Annotated in this window: 10 protein-coding genes; 5 read left to right on the top strand and 5 right to left on the bottom strand. The window is 73.7% G+C overall.

The features are described from left to right. Positions 1-125 precede the first annotated feature (125 nt). Complete coding sequence (locus tag AC07A6_RS21265) at positions 126-1,388, bottom strand: PucR family transcriptional regulator (protein ID WP_478778102.1); 1,263 nt, start codon at positions 1,386-1,388, stop codon at positions 126-128. A 455-nt stretch (positions 1,389-1,843) separates the two neighbouring features. Between AC07A6_RS21265 and AC07A6_RS21260 the strand changes: the two genes are divergently transcribed. From AC07A6_RS21260 to AC07A6_RS21240, 5 genes are all read left to right on the top strand, one after another. After that, entirely contained in the window at positions 1,844-2,836 is a 993-nt protein-coding gene (locus tag AC07A6_RS21260; protein WP_478778101.1) for a hypothetical protein, read from the top strand. Beyond that, positions 2,833-4,284, top strand: a complete 1,452-nt coding sequence (locus AC07A6_RS21255) for an NADH-ubiquinone oxidoreductase-F iron-sulfur binding region domain-containing protein (protein ID WP_362469459.1) — start codon at positions 2,833-2,835, stop codon at positions 4,282-4,284. Before AC07A6_RS21260 ends, AC07A6_RS21255 begins: the two co-directional genes overlap by 4 nt. Positions 4,285-4,451: 167 nt before the next feature. After that, positions 4,452-5,501 (top strand): SCO0930 family lipoprotein, encoded by a 1,050-nt coding sequence (locus tag AC07A6_RS21250; RefSeq protein ID WP_362469471.1) that lies wholly within the window; start codon positions 4,452-4,454, stop codon positions 5,499-5,501. 99 nt (positions 5,502-5,600) lie between these two features. After that, entirely contained in the window at positions 5,601-6,047 is a 447-nt protein-coding gene (locus AC07A6_RS21245) for a hypothetical protein (protein ID WP_362469451.1), read from the top strand. 181 nt (positions 6,048-6,228) lie between these two features. Beyond that, positions 6,229-7,797 carry an alpha/beta hydrolase gene (locus AC07A6_RS21240; protein WP_386274771.1) on the top strand — a complete coding sequence of 523 codons (1,569 nt, stop codon included), beginning with the start codon at positions 6,229-6,231 and terminating at the stop codon, positions 7,795-7,797. A 40-nt stretch (positions 7,798-7,837) separates the two neighbouring features. On the opposite strand, the gene AC07A6_RS21235 is transcribed toward AC07A6_RS21240, so the two are convergent. The 4 genes from AC07A6_RS21235 to AC07A6_RS21220 form a co-directional block, all read right to left on the bottom strand. After that, positions 7,838-8,251, bottom strand: a complete 414-nt coding sequence (locus tag AC07A6_RS21235; protein WP_362469448.1) for a PaaI family thioesterase — start codon at positions 8,249-8,251, stop codon at positions 7,838-7,840. Positions 8,252-8,300: 49 nt separating this feature from the next. Next, complete coding sequence (locus AC07A6_RS21230; RefSeq protein WP_478778100.1) at positions 8,301-10,325, bottom strand: NADPH-dependent 2,4-dienoyl-CoA reductase; 2,025 nt, start codon at positions 10,323-10,325, stop codon at positions 8,301-8,303. 171 nt (positions 10,326-10,496) lie between these two features. Beyond that, positions 10,497-10,862, bottom strand: coding sequence for a hypothetical protein (locus AC07A6_RS21225; RefSeq protein ID WP_478778099.1), 366 nt, complete (start codon positions 10,860-10,862; stop codon positions 10,497-10,499). 132 nt (positions 10,863-10,994) lie between these two features. Beyond that, entirely contained in the window at positions 10,995-14,018 is a 3,024-nt protein-coding gene (locus AC07A6_RS21220) for an alpha-mannosidase (RefSeq protein WP_478778098.1), read from the bottom strand. Positions 14,019-14,065: the final 47 nt, after the last annotated feature.

Raw genomic sequence — 14,065 nt, 5'->3', positions numbered from 1 at the left:
ACCCGAAACAAAGGCACACCCAGCGAAAAAGAAAGAAAAAGAAAACGCCCCGCCTCCCCCCCCCCCCCCCCCCCCCCCCCCCCCCACCGCCCTTCGTGTGCCCGCCTTCCCGGCGGGCGCTCGGCTCAGAGTCCGTTGACGCGGGCCATCCGTCCGACGACCAGGGGGGTGAAGTCGGCGGTGACCACCCGTCCGTTCCTGCGGCCGGTGCGCGGGTTCTGGCGGCGGACCTGGGCCATCAGCCGGCGGCTGCGCAGGGCCATCTCCAGTTCGAAGCGGGTCCGGGGGTCGCGCAGTCCGGGCCCGAAGAGCTTCTCCAGCTGGCGCATCCGGTAGCGCACGGTCTGCGGGTGCACGCTCAGGGCCTTGGCCGCCTCCGGGGCGCCGCCGCCCTCCAGCCAGGCGAGCAGGGTGACCTCCAGCCGTTCGCTCTGACGGGGCGTGAGGTCGGCGAGGGGCTTGAGCCAGCGGGCGGCCAGGGCGTGGGCGAGGGGTTCGTCCTGGAGCAGCAGGAGGGTCGAGAGGTGGTCGTCGACGAAGACGGCCCGGGTGTCCAGGCCGCCGCGGTGCGGCGTCAGCGTCAGCAGGCGCAGCGCCCAGCGCAGCGACGAGGCCGTGTCGCGGGGGGCGACGGCGTGGCCGACGGCCGCGAACCGGCCGCGGAGGGGGACTTCGAGGGCGGCGCGGGCGTCGGGGTCGGGGCTGGGGAGCAGCAGGCAGGGCCGGCCGGCGAACATGCCGGCGAGGGCGTCGTCGAGGACGGCCGCCAGCTGCTGCGTCTCGCCGGGGGTGGCGAGGGCGACGGCCCGTACGGCGGGCGGGAGGGGCCAGTGGGCGGCCTCGGCGAGTTCGGCGAGGGAGCCGTCGCATGCGGTCCGGTCGTCGGTGAGGGCCCTGAAGAGTTCCTGGCGGGCCCGGTCCGGCGGGGCGGCGGGCAGCTGCCGGAGGGGGTGGCCCGGGGCGTGGCCGGCGTCGGGGCGCTCGTGACCGTGCTCGCGCGCGGGTTCGCGTACGTGTTCCCGCACGGCTCCCCGCGGTTCCTCGACGCGGCCGTCGTGGCGGTCGGCGGGTTCCGGCACGGGCTCCTCCACGGGGTCCGGCACCGGGTCCGCGCAGTGCGGGCCGCGGTCGTCGCGGTCGTCGTGGTCGTGGTCGTGCTGGTCCTGGACGTCGTGGTAGCCGAGGGCGGAGAGAAGGGCTTCTTCCACCCTCAGCCTGAGCAGATCGTCGTCGATGGCATCGTTGTCATCGACAAGGGCGGAAAATTCCGGAATTCCATGCAGAAGCTCCTCCACTATCTCCGCGGCGAGCGCGGGGAGTTCCCTGCGCAGGACGCGGGTCCACTCTCCGCGGGGGCGGGACCAGATGCGGTTCAGAAGTTCGCACATCGTTTCCTCGTTCTTGCCGGGGTGAGGCCTGTCCGGTGCAGGGGTGACAGGCCCGCCAGGGCCGCCGGTTTCGCCAACAGCCCTGTCTGCCAAGAGAGTTGCAGCCACCGCGTCCCCTTCTGGAGGGTTCCGGCCACTTTCGGTCCCACGGGTTTGCCTTGTTTTTGCCGCCGGGGACGCATGGATGGCCGATGAGGCGGTGGCCTGTCGCAACCTCCACTGGAGGGGAATCTTCCGGGGTTGTTCGATGCGCTGTAGACGCGGTGCGAGAAATTATCACGTTTCGATAAATCCTGTGGAGATGCTGCGTAGCTCCACGATGCTGCTGCACTCCGGCCCCCGAGCCCCTCGGCCGGCGCGGGAATTCGCAGCGCTGCCGGCCGTCACCGTCCCCCAACCCCCGGGCGCCGAGCGCGAGGTGGACCGCTCGGAGCCCGGGTGCTCAGGAGAACCGCATGCCCCTGCCCCAGCCGCACATACCCCGCTCCCACAGGGCACGACGCAGGAGCCGCCACGCGGCCGAGGCCGCCGCCGCGGCTCCGGCCGCCGGGCGGCGGGCCGTCCGGCGGCCCTCGCTGCTGCCCTCCGCGGGAAGACTCCGGCCCAGCGCGCTGTGCGCCGCCGGCGCGGCCCTCGTCTCGCTCCTCGTGGCGGCCCGCGCGGGCGCCCTGACCCGCCTGTGGGAGTTCCTCGACTTCGGCGCGGGCGTGCTGTCGCTCGTCTGCCTGACCTCCACCGTCCTGTGGGGGCTGGTGGCCACCGACCGGGTGCTGCTCGGGTCGGGCCACCGGCTGCTGGCCCAGGGCGTGCACCGGGGCCTCGCCGTGGCGGGGCTGGGCTTCCTCGGCCTGCACATATGGGTCAAGGTGGCCGGGAAGCAGGCCGACGCCGCTGCCGCCGCGGTGCCGTTCGCGGACACGGACCGACCCGTCGTCATCGGCCTGGGCACCCTGGCCGGATATCTCTTCGTGGCCGTGGCGGCCTCCGGAGCCCTGCGTAGTGTGTTCGCCACCAAGAGCCGCTCCCTCTGGTGGCGGGCCCTGCACATCGGCGCGTACCCGGCGTGGGGCGCGTCGCTGCTGCACGGGCTGAAGGCCGGCCGCGCCGCCGACACCTGGGTGACGGCGGCCTACGGGCTGTGCCTGGCCGGGGTGATCGCCCTGCTCGCCTTCCGGCTCAGGGCCCGCGGGCTGGGCGCCGCCTGGCAGCCGTCCGTCCCGCAGAGCGCCGGCGCCGGGGACGCGCCCGACCGACCCGCGCGCGTGCGCCCGTTCTTCATCCAGGACGTGCCGCTGGCCGACCTGCTGGTACGGCCCCGCAGGAGCCCGGCCTCCGGGCCCGCGGCGGGGCCGCCGCGGGCCGGCCGCGCACCCTACGCGGCGGCCGCCGCGGGCCCGGGCGCCGACCGGCGCTCCGGGCCGATCGGCGACGGGGACCGGTGGTCGTGAGCGGACCCGCGCGCCCCGGCCTCGGCTGCGTGGGCACCCCCCGGCTGCTGGCCGGCCTGGACCGGGACCCGCGGCTCGACCGCGAGGCCCATCTGGCGGCGCACGGCCCGCTGCCGCGCTACGCCCCGGACGAACTCGTCGCCCTGGCCGCCGACATCGACCTGCGGGGCCGCGGCGGAGCCGGTTTCCCCTTCGCCCGGAAGCTGCGGGCCGTCATGGCCTCCGCCCGGGAGCGGGAGGGGCCGACGGCCGTGGTGGTCAACGGCAGTGAGGGCGAGCCGAGTTGCCTCAAGGACAAGGCGCTGCTGCTGCACGCCCCGCACCTGGTGCTCGACGGCGCCCTGCTGGCCGCCGCCGCGGTCGGCGCGGAGGAGGTGGTGGTGGCGGTCACCCGGGCGGACGTGGAGCGCTCGGTACGGGACGCCGTCGCGGAACGGGGGCCGGGCGGCCGCCGGGTGCGAGTGGCACGGCTGCCCGAGCGGTTCGTGACGGGCGAGGGGACCGCCATGGTGGGCGGGCTCAACGGGGGCGCGGCACTGCCGTCCGGGCGGCGGGTGCGGACCAGCGAACGGGGGCTGGGCGGGGTGCCGACACTGCTGTCGAACACCGAGACCTACGCGCAACTCGCCGTCGCCGCCCGGATGGGCGCCCCCGACTACCGCTCGGCCGGGCTGCCGTCCGAGCCGGGCACCGTACTGCTGACCGTCGCCGGGCAGACGGTGGTCGAGACCCCGACGGGGACCTCGCTGGCGTACATCCTCGACCTGTGCGGCACCCGTACCGGGCAGGGCGTCCTGGTCGGCGGGTACCACGGCCGCTGGCTGGATCCGGGGGCGGCCCGCTCGGCGGACGTGTCCCGGGGGTCGCTGTCCGCCTTCGGCGCGGTGCTGGGGGCGGGGGCGGTGCTGCCGCTGCCCGAGGACACCTGTCCGGCCGGCGAGGTCGCGCGGGTGACGCGCTGGATGGCGAAGGAGTCGGCCGGGCAGTGCGGGCCTTGCGTACGGGGCCTGCCCGGGCTGGCCGACGTACTGGAGGACGCCGTGCGGGGCGGGGGCCGCGGTGCCCTCGACGCGGTGGAGGCACGGCTGAGGGCCGTCCGGGGGCGGGGTGCGTGCAGCCATCCCGACGGCACCTCGCACTTCGTGGCCTCCGCGCTCGCCGCGTTCCCCGAGGAGTTCCGCGACCACGCCCTCGGCAGCGGCTGCGGGCGGCGGATCACGGGGGCGCTGCCGCTGCCGCTGGACGAGAGCCCGCCGGAGCGGCTGGTGGTGGACTGGACCCTGTGCAAGGGGCACGGGCTGTGCGTGGACGTCCTGCCCGACGTCGTACGGCTCGACGCGGACGGCTTCCCGGCGCAGGCGTCCATGCCGGTGCCGGTCCACCTGCGGCCCAAGGCGCTGCGGGCGGTGCGGCGCTGCCCGGCCCTCGCGCTGCGCATCCAGGAATGAGCGGGCGCACGAGTGCGGGACGCCTCCGAGTTCATTCTTGGCGCGATCTGACAAATTCCCGCGGATATCAGCTCCGGCCGCCGTTCTCCCCGTATCAATGACCGCAGGCAGAGAACACAGGCAAAGAGCACGACGGCACCGAATCCCAAGGAGAGATCGTGAAGACAATGCGCCGGGAGATAATCGCCGGGTCGGCGGTCGCGGTATTGCTGCTGACGGCCGGCTGCGGTGCGGCCGACAAACCCTCCTCGAAAGCGGACGCGGTCCAGCCGGCGGGCTCGGGAAAGCAGCTCGGCGCATACGGATCCGACGGCGGTTCGGGATACGGGGCGGGATCCGGATCGGGTTACGGCGAGGGATCTGGCGCCAACCCGGCGGGCGGCGGGGGGCAGAGCGGGCCGGCCGGGAAGCTCCAGGTGCGGGAGATGGCGAACGTGGGCTCCGGGGTCGCAGACGGCGACGGGTTCACCCTCTACCGCTTCGACAAGGACACCGCGAAGCCGCCCAAGTCCAACTGCGAGGGCGACTGCGCCAAGGCCTGGCCGGTGGTCCCGGCGGACGACGCCTCGGCGGGGGCGGGCGTCGACGCGGCCCTCCTCGGTTCGGTCACCCGGGCCGACGGCAGCAAGCAGCTGACGCTCGGGGGCTGGCCGGTGTACCGCTACGCCAAGGACACCAAGGCGGGCGACGCCCTCGGCGAGGGCGTCGGCGGCACCTGGCACGTCCTGGGACCCGACGGGAAATGGGCCGCTGCCGGAAAGGGAGCGGCAGCGGGCACCGGTACGGGTACGGAAATGCAGGGACACGGAATGGAACAGGGAGGAGGAGCGAAGGAAGGGGCGAAGGAAGCGGCGAAGGTCGCGCTTTCGGTACGGAAGGACGCCAAGCTCGGAAACATCGTCCAGAATGCGGAGGGCTGGACCCTGTACCGCTTCGACAAGGACAGCGCCTGGCCGATGAAAATCGGCTGCGTGGATGCCTGCACGGACACCTGGAAGCCCGCTCCGCTCGTCGACAAGACGCAGGTGTCGGGAATCGACCCCAAACTGATCGGCTCGGTGAAAAGGCCCGACGGCACGGAGCAGTTGACCATCGACTGCTGGCCGGTCTACACGTTCACCGGTGACAAGGCGCCCGGCGACGTCAACGGGCAGGGCAAGCAGGACCTCTGGTGGGCCGTCACCGACAAGGGGAAGAAGGCGAAGGCCGCCGGCTGAGCCGGCCGCGACACCCATGAACCGTGGTGCCCGGTCCCCCTCCCCTCCCCGCCGGGCACCACACCCCCTTCCCCGCCGGTCCCCTCCAGTGAGGTCGCCATGCCCCCGTCCGACCGCCCGACCCTCCGCCTCCTCGCGACCTGTGCCGCGCTGGGCGGTGCGCTGCTGGCCGGCGGCTGCGCCACGGAACCGCCCGCGCAGCCCGGGGCTCCGGCCCACGCGGCCCACGCGGGCCGGGGCCCGGCCGGGAAGGCCGCCACGCTGGAGGAGCTCGCCTCCGCCCTGGGCTGCACCGCCGAGTCGGTCACCGAGGCCGACGAACTGCGCCAGGGGGCGTGCGCGACCGGACAGGGCGCCTACCGCCTGAGCACCTTCGCCGCCGAGGAGGGCCTGCGCTCCTGGCTGGCGGAGACCCGGGTGTACGGCGGGGTCTACCTGGTGGGGAACCGCTGGGTGGTCACCGCCCAGTCGCCCGAGGCCCTGACCGCGCTCCGCGAACGCCTCGGCGGCACGCTGGAGACGGGCGAGGAGCACACCGGGCACTGAGTCCGCGGCGGCTCACGGGATCCTCCAACAGACGCGGCGAGTCGGCCAGTTGTCCGGAATTTCCCTCATTCGCGAGTTGCACGGAGGAGTACGGGAGCCGCCCTCAGGGATGATTCGCCCCACCGCCCGCTTGCTCCAAGGTGGCACGGAACCGCCCCTCTTCCGAAAGGAACGGCTCTCCGTGCGCATGAAACGGCTCACGCCCCTGCTCGCCACCGCCGGACTCCTCGCGACCTCCCTCCCCCTGCTCGCCGCCACCCAGGCCGCGGCCGCCCCGGCCCCCTCCGACTACCAGCCGCAGCAGCCCTCCTGGCACCGCTGCAGCCCGGACCAGCCGGCCGCGTACGAGTGCGCGACGATCAAGGTGCCGCTCGACTACCAGCGCCCCCGCGGCACGGCCCTCGACCTCGCCATATCCCGGATCAAGAGCCCGGACCGGGCCAAGCGGCACGGGGTCATGCTGCTGAACCCGGGCGGACCCGGCGGCTCGGGGCTCGACCTGCCGCTGATGATGGAAGAGGCCATGCCGAAGGAGGTCAGGGAGCGGTACGACCTGATCGGCTTCGACCCGCGCGGCGTCGGCGCCAGCAGCCCGATCAGCTGCGGACTGAACGAGGCGGAGCAGAACTTCGACCGCGCGTACCGCCCCGAGACCTTCCCCTCCGACGTCGCCTGGGCGCGCACCGTCGCGGACAAGTGCCGGGAGAAGGCCGGTTCGGTCCTCCCGCACATCACCACCCGCAACACGGCCCGCGACATGGACGCGATCCGCGCTGCCCTGGGCGAGCGGAAGATCTCCTACGTGGGCTACTCGTACGGGACCTACCTCGGCGCGGTCTACACCCAGATGTTCCCGTCCCGCACCGACCGCTTCGTCCTCGACAGCGGCGTCGACCCGCAGCTGCTCTGGCGCGGGATGATCCAGGTGTGGGCCACCGAGGCCGAGCCCGCCTTCGCCCGGTGGACGCGGTGGACGGCTGAGCGCGACGGCGAGTACCGGCTCGGTGCGACGCCGCAGGCGGTGTCGGCGACGTTCTGGGGGCTGGTGGCCCGCGCCGACCGCGAGCCGATCGAGTTCCAGGGGATGAAGCTGACGGGCGATGACATCCGCTCCGCGCGCGCCCTGTTCTTCTACCCGCAGCAGGCCGCGCCGCTCGTCGCCGCGCTGAAGGCGGCCGCCGAGGGGGCGCCGCAGCCCGCCGGCGCGGCCGTGCCCGACCTCAAGGAACTGCTGCGCGCCCCGGAGCCGGCCTCCGACAACGGCACGGCCGTGTTCTGGTCCGTGCTGTGCGGGGACACCGGCGCCTGGCCGCGCGATCCCGGCCAGTACGCGCGGGACGCGGCCCGGGACAAGGCCCGGTACCCGCTGTACGGGGACATCGCCTCCAACATCAAGCCCTGTGCCTTCTGGCAGCGGCCCGCCGAGGCGGCCACCCCGATGAAGACCCGGGCGAACGTGCTGACCGTGCAGAACGAGTGGGACTCGCAGACCCCGCTGGTGAGCGGGCAGGGGCTGCACCGGGCCCTGAAGGGTTCGCGGATGGTGCTCGCGAAGGGCGGGGAGGGCCACGGCGTGTACCTGGCCGACCCCAACTCCTGTGCCAACGCGCCGGTCAACTCCTACCTGGCCACGGGCCGGCTGCCCGACCGGGACGTGACCTGCGAGGCGGCCCCGGCCCCGGCCCAGCGGCAGGACGCCTCGCCGGCGCCGAAGCCGCTGCCGTTCCCGGCCGGTCCGGGGCGGTTCTGACGCCGCGGGGTCTGACGCCGCGGGGTCTGACGCCGCCGGTTCAGCCGAGCAGGGCGTAGACCGTGGAGGCCTTCGCCGCCGGTTCCGCGGCCCCTGCGGGGGTCATGGTGACGTCGGCGAAGGCCATGCGCTTGCCCAGCTTGGTGACGCGTACGTCGATCAGCACGTCGGCGGCGACGACCGGACGCTGGAAGCTCGTCGACTGCTGGACGGTGGTCATCGGGCCGTACGCCCCGCGCGCCGCGGAGATCGCGATGACGGTGGCGGTGTCGGCGGCGGCCATCAGGGCCTGGCCGGACAGGCCGCCGCCGTCGCGGGCCAGGGCGTCCGACCAGGGCAGCCGCAGCACGGCGTGCCGCTCGCCGGTCTCCTCGACGGTGAGGCCGAGGGCCAGCACCCAGGGGGCGAAGTTGTCGGAGAGGATCTTGTCCGCGTCTGCCGGTGTCAACGTCACCCGGTGATTGTGGCGGCCCGGAGCGGGCCGCCACAAGCCACGGCAACCCTTAGAGCGAGGCGGCCAGTTCGGTGCCCTGGCGGATGGCGCGCTTGGCGTCGAGTTCGGCGGCGACGTCGGCGCCGCCGATCAGGTGCGCCTCGACGCCCTCGGCGCGCAGCGCCTCGTACAGGTCGCGGCGCGGTTCCTGGCCGGTGCACAGGACGACGGTGTCGGCGGGCACGAGGTGCGGTTCGCCGCCGACGGTGATGTGCAGGCCCTCGTCGTCGATCCGCTCGTACGTGGCCCCGGCGACGGAGACGACCCCGCGGTGCTTGAGTTCGGCGCGGTGGATCCAGCCGGTGGTGGTGCCGAGGCCGGCGCCGACCTTGGTGGTCTTGCGCTGGAGCAGGGTGACCTGCCGGGGGGCGGCGGGACGCTCGGGGGCGGTGAGGCCGCCCGGGCCGGCGTACGCGGTGTCGACGCCCCAGTGCCGGAAGTAGACCTCGGGGTCCTGGGAGGCGCCTTCGCCGCTGTCGGTGAGGTACTCGGCGACGTCGAAGCCGATGCCGCCGGCGCCGACGACGGCCACGCGCTGCCCGACGGGGGCGCCGTCGCGCAGTACGTCGAGGTAGCTGACGACGTTGTCCCGGTCCACGCCCTCGATGGCGGGGGTGCGGGGGGTGACGCCGGTGGCGACGACGACCTCGTCGTAGCCGCGCAGGGTGTCGACGTCGGCGCGGGTGTCCAGGCGGACGTCGATGCCGCGGGCGGTGAGCTGGGTGCCGAAGTAGCGGATGGTCTCCTCGAACTCCTCCTTGCCCGGGATGCGGCGGGCCACGTCGAGCTGGCCGCCGATGTGGCCGGAGGCCTCGAAGAGGGTGACGGCGTGGCCGCGTTCGGCGGCGGTGACCGCGCAGGCGAGGCCGGCCGGGCCGGCGCCGACGACGGCGACGCGCTTCTTGGTGCGCGTGGGCGAGAGCACGAGCTCGGTCTCGTGGCAGGCGCGCGGGTTGACCAGGCAGCTGGTGATCTTGCCGCTGAAGGTGTGGTCGAGGCAGGCCTGGTTGCAGCCGATGCAGGTGTTGATGGTCTCGGAGCGCCCGGCGGCGGCCTTGGCTACGAAGTCGGCGTCGGCGAGGAAGGGGCGGGCCAGCGACACCAGGTCGGCGCGGCCGTCGGCGAGGATCTCCTCGCCCTTCTCGGGGGTGTTGATGCGGTTGCTGGTGACCAGCGGCACGCTCACCGCGCCCATCAGCCGCTTGGTGACCCAGGTGTAGGCGCCGCGCGGGACGGAGGTGGCGATCGTGGGGATGCGGGCCTCGTGCCAGCCGATGCCGGTGTTGATGATGGTGGCGCCGGCCGCCTCGATCTCCTTGGCGAGGTGGACGACCTCGTCGAGGGTGGAGCCGCCGGGGATCAGGTCCAGCATCGAGAGCCGGTAGATCAGGATGAAGTCCTCGCCGACGGCGGCGCGGGTGCGCCGGACGATCTCCAGCGGGAAGCGCACGCGGTTCTCGTACGCGCCGCCCCAGCGGTCGGTGCGCTTGTTGGTGGCTGCGGCGATGAACTCGTTGACCAGGTAGCCCTCGGAGCCCATGATCTCGACGCCGTCGTAGCCGGCGAGCTTGGCGAGGCGGGCGGCGCGGACGAAGTCCTCGACGGTGGCCTCGACCTCGGCGTCGGTGAGCTCGTTGGGGACGAAGGGGCTGATGGGGGCCTGGATCGCGCTGGGGGCGACGAGGTCCTTGTGGTAGGCGTAGCGGCCGAAGTGGAGGATCTGCATGGCGATCTTCCCGCCCTCCGCGTGCACCGCGTCGGTGATCACCCGGTGCTCGGCGGCCTCCTCCTCGGTGGTGAGGCGGGAGCCGCCCTCGAAGGGGCGCCCGGCGTCGTTGGGCGATATGCCGCCGGTGACGATCAGGCCGGCGCCGCCGCGGGCGCGCTCGGCGTAGAAGGCGGCCAGGCGCTCGAAGCCGTGCGCGTGCTCTTCGAGGCCGGTGTGCATCGACCCCATGATCACGCGGTTCGGCAAGGTGGTGAAGCCGAGGTCCAGGGGGCTCAGCAGGTGCGGGTACCGGCTCTGGGAACTCATGAGGGGGCGCCTCCTCGCGCGGGGGTGATGAACCTGTTCTAGCGAGGAGGGCCGGGTTTTGCAACTAAGTGCATAACCGGCTGCGCGCCCCGGGGGCCGGGATTCCCGGACCCTGGGGCGCGCACCGCCGCGGGTGTGGCGCAGTTCACGCCGCCGTGCCGGCCGGGGCCGTCAGTGGATCACCCGGAAGCTGCGCCAGGGCAGGCTGTGCGGGGCCGTCACGTTCGAGAGCGTGGTCGCCACGTAGACGCCCTCGGCGCCCTCGGCCCCTCCGGCCTCGGCCGTGCCACAGTTCTCCGTCCGGTACAGGACGATGTCCACGAGGGTGTTGTTCTCGACGTGGGTGGCCCCCTTCGGGATGCGGATCTTGTGGCAGCCCTTGACCGGGGTGTTGGAGTAGCTCAGCTCGACCGGTGAGTCGTGCCCGCGGAACGTGAGCATGCCCACGGTGCTGCGGCCCAGGCCGGAGCAGGCGGAGGCGGTCAGCAGCAGTGCCGCGACCCCCACGATGGTGCTGATCCGTCGGCGGTGGGACATGGGGCGGTCCTCGTCTGTGCGGTGGTGGTCCTCACCACAGCCTTGCCCGGCGGAGCCCCGGCGGCCTGCGCTGCTCGGCCGACCGGATGAACGCGGCGGAGCCGGACCGCCGCCGGCCCGGCTCCGCACCCCTCACCCGCGCCGGAGGCGGACCGTCACGATCTGGAACGGGCGCAGGGTGAGGGCGACCCCGCCGTCCGGGGCCGGGGCGCCGACCGCCGAGCCCGCCAGGGGCCGCTCCAGGAGGTCGCTCTCCACCGCCTCCGCGACCGCGAAGGCGGGCCTCAGCACGGCCTTCGCCCGGCCGCCCCGCGACTCGTACAGCCGGACGACCACGTCCCCGGAACGGTCCTCCGCGAGCTTGACCGCCTCCACCACCACCGCGTCGTGGTCGACGGCCAGCAGCGGGGCCACCGGCCCCGCGCCCCGCAGGATCCGCTCGGGCAGGTTGAACGCGTGCCCCTCGCGCACCGCGTCCCCGATGCCGGCGCCGGGCGCGAGGGAGAAGCGCAGGGTGTGCCGCCCCTGGTCGGTCTCCGGGTCCGGGTAGCGGGGGGCCCGCAGCAGGGAGAGCCGCACGGTGGTGGTCTGGCCGCCGTCCTCCCGGATCCGGCGGGTGACGTCGTGCCCGTACGTGGAGTCGTTGAGCAGCGCCACGCCCCAGCCCGGTTCCCCGGCGTGGATCCAGCGGTGGGCGCAGATCTCGAACTTGGCGGCCTCCCAGGAGGTGTTGGTGTGGGTGGCCCGGTACACGTGCCCGAACTGGGTCTCGGAGGCGCTCCGTTCGGCCTTGACGTCGAGCGGGAAGGCGGCCTTGAGGAACTTCTCCGTCTCGTGCCAGTCCACGTCGGTGGCGATGTCCACGGTCTTGGCCCCGGCCCGCAGGGTGACGGCCTGGGTGACGGTGGAGGAGCCGAAGGAGCGGGTGACCGTGACGGTGCAGGAGTCCGGGCCCGCCCCGGTGACCTCCAGGGAGTCGACGGCGGTGAGGTCGGTGACCTTGTTGCGGTAGAAGGCGTCGACGTCCCAGGCGTCCCACATGTTGGGGAAGTCGGGGTGGATCTGGAGCAGGTTCGCGGCACTGCCCGGGGCGAGCGCCTCGCGGCCCTCCTCCAGGTCGTACGCGGAGACGATCAGGCCCCGCCCGTCGACCTCCACCAGCAGCCGCCCGTTGGCCAGGACGTGCCCGCCGCCGTGCCGCTCCTCCACCGTGACCGGCTGCTCGGCCGGGCGCGGGCGGCCCGCGCCGCCGGCCGGGACGCCGCGCCGCTCGTGCGGGGCGCAGTTGAAGACCAGCTCCTCCTCGCCCGCGCCCGCGAGGGCGGTCTGCGCCGCGAGGGTGATCGCGGTCAGCTCCTCGCGCACCTCCTCGTAGGTGGCGCGGGCCTCGCGGTGCACCCAGGCGATGGAGGAGCCGGGCAGGATGTCGTGGAACTGGTGCAGCAGGACGGTCTTCCAGATGCGTTCCAGGTCCTCGTACGGGTAGCCGAAGCCCGGTACGCGGACCGCGGCCGTGGCCGCCCACAGCTCGGCCTCGCGCAGCAGCGACTCGCTGCGGCGGTTGCCCTGCTTGGTCCGGGCCTGCGAGGTGTAGGTGCCGCGGTGGAGCTCCAGGTACAGCTCGCCGGCCCAGACGGGGGCGTCCTCGTACTCGGCGCGGGCCTTCTCGAAGAAGGCGTCGGGCCGCTCGATCTCCACGCGCGGGGAGCCTTCGAGGTCGCGCTGGCGCCCGGCCCGGGCCAGCATCTCGCGGGTGGGGCCGCCCCCGCCGTCGCCCCAGCCGAAGGGCACCAGGGAGCGCGAACCCCGGCCCTTCTCGCGGTAGTTGCGGGCGGCGTGGGCCAGCTGGGCGCCGCCGAGGTCGCTGTTGTAGGTGTCGACGGGCGGGAAATGCGTGAAGACGCGGGTGCCGTCGATGCCCTCCCACCAGAAGGTGTGGTGCGGGAACCGGTTCACCTGGGACCAGCAGATCTTCTGGGTCAGGAACCACTGCGCTCCGGAGAGCCTGACCAGCTGCGGCATCGCCGCGGTGTAGCCGAAGGAGTCGGGCAGCCAGACGTTGCGGGTCTCGATGCCGAACTCGTCCAGGAAGAACTTCTTGCCGTAGAGGAACTGCCGGGCCATGGCCTCGCCGCCGACCATGTTGGTGTCGGACTCCACCCACATGCCGCCGACGGGTACGAACTGCCCGTCGGCGATCTTCTTCTTGACCCGCTCGAAGAGTCCGGGCCGGTGGGTCTTGACCCAGTCGAGCTGCTGGGCCTGCGACATGGCGAAGACGAACTCGGGGTGCTCGTCCATCAGGGCGAGCATGTTGGAGGTGGTGCGCGACACCTTGCGCACGGTCTCGCGCAGCGGCCAGAGCCAGGCCGAGTCGATGTGGGAGTGGCCGACCGCGCTGATCCGGTGCGCGGAGGCGTTCGCCGGGGCGGCCAGCACCCCGGCGAGGCGTGCGCGGGCGGCGGCGGCCGTCCCGGCGACGTCGCCGAGGTCTACCTCGTCGAGGGCGGAGTCGACGGCGCGCAGGATCTCGTAGCGCCGTGCGTCGTCCTCGCCGAGCTGGGGCATCAGTCCGGCGAGGACGTCGAGGTCCTGCACGAGTTCCCAGACCTCGGCCTCGAAGACGGTGAGGTCCATCCGGGCCAGCCGGTAGAGCGGCCGGTCCCCGCTGGTCAGCCGGTCGCCCTCGGCGGTGGGGGCGTGCTCGACCAGGACGGGGTTGGAGGCGGCCTCGACGTACCACTCGACCCGCTCGCCGCCCGCCGCGGCGTCGGCCACCCGCACCCAGTCGTTGTACGGATTGAGGGCCTTGACCTCGCTGCCGTCCGCCCGGTGGACCAGTCCCTCGCACTGGAAGCCGGGCATCATCCGGTCGAAGCCGAGGTCGAGGACGGCCTCGACGGTACGGCCCGCCCAGTCGGCGGGGACTTCGCCGGTGACCTTGAACCAGGTGGTGCCCCAGGCCGGCCCCCAGGCGTCGCCGGCGGCACAGGGCCCGTACGGGGCGGCCAGCGCCTCGGCGACCGGGACCGGCTCGCCCGGGGCCTCCCAGCGCTCGACGGTGAGGGGGACCGGGCGGGAGTGGACGGCGGGCCGGATGCGCTCGCCCAGGACCCGGCGGAGGCGGTGTTCGGTGATGCTGCGGTCGTCGTGCACGAGGCGGCTCCAGGAGGTCGTTCGCGGACGGGTGGCGGGGCGGGCAA

It is taken from the genome of Streptomyces sp. NPDC044002, from assembly GCF_056434525.1.
The sequence above is the reverse complement of the archived record's forward strand: the minus strand, read 5'-3'. Positions and strand labels throughout refer to the sequence as shown.

Excerpts from the sequence above, each read along its gene's own strand:
- AC07A6_RS21265 (WP_478778102.1), bottom strand. The coding sequence starts at position 1,388 with ATGTGCGAACTTCTGAACCGCATCTGGTCCCGCCCCCGCGGAGAGTGG.
- AC07A6_RS21260 (WP_478778101.1), top strand. The coding sequence starts at position 1,844 with ATGCCCCTGCCCCAGCCGCACATACCCCGCTCCCACAGGGCACGACGC.
- AC07A6_RS21250 (WP_362469471.1), top strand. The coding sequence starts at position 4,452 with ATGCGCCGGGAGATAATCGCCGGGTCGGCGGTCGCGGTATTGCTGCTG.
- AC07A6_RS21245 (WP_362469451.1), top strand. The coding sequence starts at position 5,601 with ATGCCCCCGTCCGACCGCCCGACCCTCCGCCTCCTCGCGACCTGTGCC.
- AC07A6_RS21230 (WP_478778100.1), bottom strand. The coding sequence starts at position 10,325 with ATGAGTTCCCAGAGCCGGTACCCGCACCTGCTGAGCCCCCTGGACCTC.
- AC07A6_RS21225 (WP_478778099.1), bottom strand. The coding sequence starts at position 10,862 with ATGTCCCACCGCCGACGGATCAGCACCATCGTGGGGGTCGCGGCACTG.